The 5,680-nt window shown below is 59.6% G+C and carries 6 protein-coding genes; 1 reads left to right on the top strand and 5 read right to left on the bottom strand.

What is annotated here, in order from left to right:
• From phoU to pstS, 5 genes are all read right to left on the bottom strand, one after another.
• Positions 1 to 541 (bottom strand): phosphate signaling complex protein PhoU (phoU, locus tag WBV42_RS20660; protein WP_423987705.1); only part of this gene is annotated, 541 nt, incomplete at its 3' end.
• A 6-nt stretch (positions 542 to 547) separates the two neighbouring features.
• Positions 548 to 1,399 (bottom strand): phosphate ABC transporter ATP-binding protein PstB, encoded by an 852-nt coding sequence (pstB, locus tag WBV42_RS20655; protein ID WP_423987704.1) that lies wholly within the window; start codon positions 1,397 to 1,399, stop codon positions 548 to 550.
• Between the two features lie 77 nt (positions 1,400 to 1,476).
• A complete protein-coding gene (gene pstA / locus WBV42_RS20650) occupies positions 1,477 to 2,355 on the bottom strand; it encodes a phosphate ABC transporter permease PstA (protein ID WP_082837726.1) in 879 nt (292 codons plus the stop codon).
• A complete protein-coding gene (pstC, locus tag WBV42_RS20645) occupies positions 2,356 to 3,324 on the bottom strand; it encodes a phosphate ABC transporter permease subunit PstC (protein WP_423987703.1) in 969 nt (322 codons plus the stop codon). It abuts the gene before it with no gap.
• A gap of 15 nt (positions 3,325 to 3,339) precedes the next feature.
• Positions 3,340 to 4,452, bottom strand: a complete 1,113-nt coding sequence (gene pstS / locus WBV42_RS20640; RefSeq protein WP_423987702.1) for a phosphate ABC transporter substrate-binding protein PstS — start codon at positions 4,450 to 4,452, stop codon at positions 3,340 to 3,342.
• 323 nt (positions 4,453 to 4,775) lie between these two features.
• On the opposite strand from pstS, the gene WBV42_RS20635 reads away from it, so the two are divergent.
• On the top strand, positions 4,776 to 5,680 hold a 905-nt coding region (locus tag WBV42_RS20635), incomplete at its 3' end, for a PhoU domain-containing protein (protein ID WP_423987701.1).

Raw genomic sequence — 5,680 nt, 5'->3', positions numbered from 1 at the left:
CCTGTTCCGTGTTCTCTTCGAGTTCGGTTTCGATGAGGTCACGGACGACGAGGGCGCTCGCGCGTTCACAGAGGTTGTCGAGTTCCTCGTCGCGCTCGGCGACGGCGTAGCAGTCTTGCGAGTCGTTCTCGGCGTAGGCGTCCATCGTCACTTCCAGCATGTCGAGGGTGATGGTGCCCAGTTCCTGAATGTTGACTTCGGGGAACACGTCGTGGTCGGCTTCGAGCGTGTACTCGCCGAGGTTGACCGCGAGGTCGGCGATGCGTTCGAGGTCGGTGATGATCTTGAACGACGCGGCGATCATTCGCAGGTCGCTCGCGACGGGCTGTTGGAGCGCGAACAGGTCGATACAGTCCTGTTCGAGCGAGAGATACAGCTCGTTCACCTCGTCGTCGCCCTCGATGACCTCCTGGGCGAGTTCCGGGTCTTTCTGTTCCAGTGCGTTGAGACCGAGACGGAGCCGTTCCATCACGACCTCGCTCATGTAGAGGACGTTCTCACGGAGGTCCGTGAGTTGCGCCTGATAGTCGTTTCGTGGCATAGGTTATTATCCGAACTTACCCGTAATGTAATCTTCGACGCGCTGACTTTCCGGGTTCTCGAAGATTTTGTCAGTGTTGTCGTACTCGACGAGTTCGCCGCCGGTGAGGAACACGGCGGTCTGGTCGGAGATGCGGGCCGCCTGTTGCATGTTGTGCGTGACGATGACGACCGAGTAGTCCTCCGCGAGGTCCGTGATGAGGTCCTCGATTTTCGAGGTGGCGACGGGGTCGAGCGCGCTCGCCGGTTCGTCCATCAGGATCACGTCCGGACTGACGGCGATGGCGCGTGCGATACAGAGTCGCTGTTGTTGACCGCCGGAGAGACCCATCGCGCTCTCGTCGAGACGGTCGTTCACCTCGTCCCAAATCGCGGCACCGCGGAGGCTGTCCTCGACCAGCTTTTCGGCTTCCTCGGTGTTCGCACGGCCGAGCAGGCGGTCGAGCAGACCGGTCTTGATCTCGCCGTGTTTGTTCGGCGCGTAGGTGATGTTCTCGCGGATGGATTTCGGGAACGGGTTGGGTTGCTGGAACACCATCCCGACGCGGCGGCGGAGTTCCACGAGGTCGATCTCGGCCTCGTTTATCTCCTCGTCGTCGAGTTCTATCGATCCCTCGACGCTCGCGGCGTCGATCTCGTCGTTCATCCGGTTGAGACACCGGAGGAAGGTGGATTTCCCACAGCCGGACGGACCGATGAGCGCCGTCACGCTGTTGGCCGGGATGTCCATCGACACGCTCTGGAGCGCTTGATCGTCGTCGTAGTAGACGTCCAAGTCCTCGACGGAGATTTTCGTCTCCGTTTCGGAGAGGTCTCGGTTCTCTTCCTCGCCGGTGCGTTCGGTGGTTACGGACCGCATTGATACGTCTTGATCGCTCTTTGGATCAGGCCCGTTTTGGTCTTCCGATACCGTGCTGTCTTGGTTCTGTTGTGACATTATCGACTACCCTCCATTGAACGCCGTTTGACCGCCCAGATTGCTCGTGCGAGGATGTTCGTCACGAGGATGAGGCCGACGAGGAGAACGGCGGCTCCCCATGCGACGTTGTGCCACGCATCGTACGGCGAGGTGGCGTAGTTGTAGATGAGAATCGACAACGTCGCGGTCTGGTCGAACACGCCGTGGAACTCGAACTTCGAGAACCCGGCCGTCCAGATCAGCGGTGCCGTCTCACCAGCCACACGAGCCACTGCGAGCATCGTTCCGGTGATGACGCCGCCCAACGCGGACGGCAGCACGATCCAGAGGGTGGTGTGGGTCCGGTTCACGCCGAGTGCGAGGCTGGCGTCACGGTGTGCCTGCGGAACCAATCCGAGTGCGTCCTCGGTTGCGACCGTTATCCACGGGATGGCGAGGAGGCTCAGTGCGATCCCGCCGGCGAACGCGGTAACGCCGCCCATGGCGACGACGACGATGCCGTAAACGACGACACCGGCGATGATGGACGGAAGTCCGGACAGGACTTCGGTGGTGAATCGGACGGTCTGTCCGATGCGATTGTCACCGTATTCGTTGAGATAGATTCCCGAGAGGATACCGATGGGGATGCTGAACAGACAGGAGACCAAGACGACCCAGAAGGTCCCGATGATCGCGTTCTGAACACCGCCGCCGCCGTCACCCGCCATCGGGGATTGCGGGAGCGTCGTGATGAACTCCAGCGAGAGCATCGAGAGCCCCTTCGTGGCGATCATGAAGAGGACGGCTCCGAGCGGGACGATGGCCAACAGGAGCGCGATGACGCAGAGACCGACCATCACGCGGGCCTTCATCTTCCGGTACCGATGTCGTTTACCGGTGGTTTCGAAGGACATCTAACTCGACCCCTCGTGTGAGAGACGGGTGATTGCAAGCCGGGCGAAGCTGTTTACGACGAACGCGACGAGGAACAACACCAGGCCGACTTCGAACAGCGCCGAGTTGTGGAGTACGCTCGGACTCTGGTTGAACTCGTTCGCGAGGAGCGAACTCATCGTCGCGCCGGGACTGAAGAAGTCCGCGGTCACCTGATACTTATTCCCGATGAGCATGGTCACGGCCATGGTTTCACCGATTGCACGGCCGAGACCGAGGATGATAGCGGAGATGATTCCCGTGCGCGCGTACGGAAGAACGACGCCGGTGATGACCTCCCAGCGCGTCAACCCGAGTGCGATGCCTGCATCGCGCTGGTCCGTCGGGACGCGGATGAGCGACTCCCGACTGAACGATGCGATGATGGGCGTTATCATGAGTGCCAGGACGAGCGACGCGAGCAGCATGTTGTAGCTGTAGGACTGCTGCCCGAAGATGGGAAGCACGCCCAGCGGCGTCGCGTTGATGGCGGGGATGACGTACTTATCGACGATGGGCGCGAAGAACAACAATCCCCAGAGGCCGTAGATTACGCTCGGGATTGCGGCGACCAGTTCGACGAGGAAGACGAACGTCTCCCGGACGATTCCTTTCGTGTACTGGGTGAGCAGGACGGCGATACCGATACTCACTGGCGCGCCGAGAATGAGCGCCATGAAACTGGTGAGCACCGTTCCGCTGATGAACGGAAGCGCTCCGAACTGCTCTTTGGTCGAGTTCCAACTGGCGGAGGTGAGAAAGCCCACACCGAACTGTTCTATCGACGGCATCGCTCGAAGCAACAGAGAACCGAGGATGACGACGATAATCCCGACGATGACCAAACCGGCCAAAAGCGTAAGCGTTCGGAACGCGGAATCCATCGCCACGCCCTCGTCGGCCGTGGTTAATGCCGTCCGCGTCGTTTCGGCGTCGTTCGTTCCGGACATAATACTCAATTCGGCTTAAAGCACCGTGTCGCCATTAAAGGTCATGTTTTTAAGCGTCGCATTATCCAGCTTGGCAGCAGGACTGGGCAGCTTCGGGTAGTGGAGTTTCGGCGCGTACTGCTGGCCGCCGTTGACTGCCCACTTGACGAACTTGAGCGTCTTCTTCATCTCCTCCTTCGAGGAGTCCTCGTAGGCCTTGCCGAAGTCCTTGTACATGATGACGTACGTGAACGTCGAGATGGGCCACGATTTCTCGCCGGGGGCGTTACTGATGGAAACGTCCGACCAGTCGTCCGTTCCTTTCGGGAGGTCGTTCGCCGCGCCGGACGCCGCCGCCGAGACGCCTTCCGGGGACGCTTCGACGAACTTTCCGGCCTTGTTCTTCATCTTGAAGACGTCGAGGTCGTTCTGCTTGGCGTAGGTGAGTTCGACGTACCCGATGGCGTTCTTCTGCTTCTTCATCGCCGCCGAGACGCCCTCGTTCCCTTTGCCACCGACACCGGCTGGCCAGCTAGGGGTTTCGGTCTGTCCGATTTGGCTCTTCCACTTGCTGCTAACCTGACTGAGATAGCCGGTAAAGCCGTACGTCGTCCCGGACGCGTCCGAACGGTGTGCGACCGTGATGTTCGCGCTCGGGAGGTTGGCGTCGGGGTTGAGCTTCTTCAGCTTCGAGTCGTTCCACTTTGTGATGTTGCCGAGGAAGATGTCGGCGAGGACTTCACCGGTGATCTTGAGGCTGTCCACGCCCTCGACGCTGAACACGGGTGCAATCGCGCCGAGACTTTCGGGTACGTGGACACAGCCGCCTTCCTTCTGGACCTTCTTATACTGGTCCTTGCTGAGCGGCGCGTCCGAACCCGCGAACACGACCGTCTTGTCCATCAGGTTGCTCACACCGGCACCGGATCCGATGGAACGGTAGTTGACCTCGACGTCGTTTTTCTTGTTGTACTCGTCCGCCCACTTGTTCATCAGTGGGGCGACGAACGACGAACCCGCAGCGTCGAGGGAGGATGAGCCACCCGATCCACCGAGGCTACTACATCCCGCAAGCGCGAGTGCGCCCGTCGTTCCCGTTGCCGCGAGGAACTTCCGCCGCGAAACACCGCCTGACGACTTGCCTGACATACACTCAAATCCAAGGACAGAACGTAATAATACGTTGCTATTATTTCTATATAGCTCTCTGTTTGGTACTGTTCTACGAACATCGAACGATATCATAATCCTACAGCATTTGCCGTATGCCGTAGAATATCGTCGCTTTGGCAGAGAGACGTTATTTGTACTACGTATGTATTTTCTAATTTTGTTCGTTAAACACGGTGGAATCATCATCCGCCGGACGAGGGTCGGAGCGATAACCATAGACTCGGACGATATACTCGCATTTTCAAGATAGTATATAGATATAGTTGGATTTATGGTCTCGGCCAAACCACTCCCCGTGTATGGAGACGCGCAAGGTGCAGGTTACCGGCGGTTCGACGTACACCGTTTCGCTTCCGAAGTCGTGGGCGACGGAGAACGACGTCGAGGCAGGGAGCGTCGTCGAGTTCTACCCCGAATCGGATTCGCTGTTGCTCACGCCGAAGAACGAACGCGGGCAGCTGGAAGGCTCGATCGACATCACGAACCTTCAGGACGAGGAACTCCGGCGAGCAGTGTTCACGATGTACGTGAGCGGGTTCGACATCATCACGCTGGAGGCGACTCGGATCACCACCGAGCAGCGCCGTACGATCAGCGCTGCAACCCAGAGCCTCGTCGGGTTGGAAGTCCTCGAAGAAACGGGGAACAAGGTCGTAATTCAGGACTTGCTGGACTCCTCCGAACTGTCGATCCACAACGCGGTCACGCGCATGCGGCTCATCGCCCTCTCGATGCTCGAAGACGCCGTCACCGCGCTTGCGGAGAACGACAACGACATCGCCCGCGACGTGATCGAGCGCGACGAGGACGTTGACCGCCTCTGGTTCGTCGTCTCGCGTATCTTCCGGGCGACGCTTCGCACGGCGAAGGCGACGGAGGAACTCGGCATGTCCCGCGAGGTGTGTTTCGACTACCATTCGAGCGCCCGGCAACTCGAACGCATCGCCGACCACGCCGCCAAAATCGGCCAGCTCACGCTTCAGCTTCCCGAGATAGACGATGAAGTCATCGAGAGCTACGAGGCGCTCCACGAGGATTCGACGGCCGTCATCGACGAGGCGATGGACGCCCTGCTCACGGACGACAGCGAGGAGGCGACGGAGTTGGCGAACGACGCGCGAGAGTCCATTCTCGACATCGACGAGCACGCGCGCGCGATCGACAAACTCCTACGCAAGCAGGACCCACAACAGGCACAACTGCT

The sequence above is a fragment of the Haladaptatus sp. genome (genome assembly GCF_049589095.1).
Lineage (GTDB): Archaea > Halobacteriota > Halobacteria > Halobacteriales > Haladaptataceae > Haladaptatus.
The sequence above is the reverse complement of the archived record's forward strand: the minus strand, read 5'-3'. Positions and strand labels throughout refer to the sequence as shown.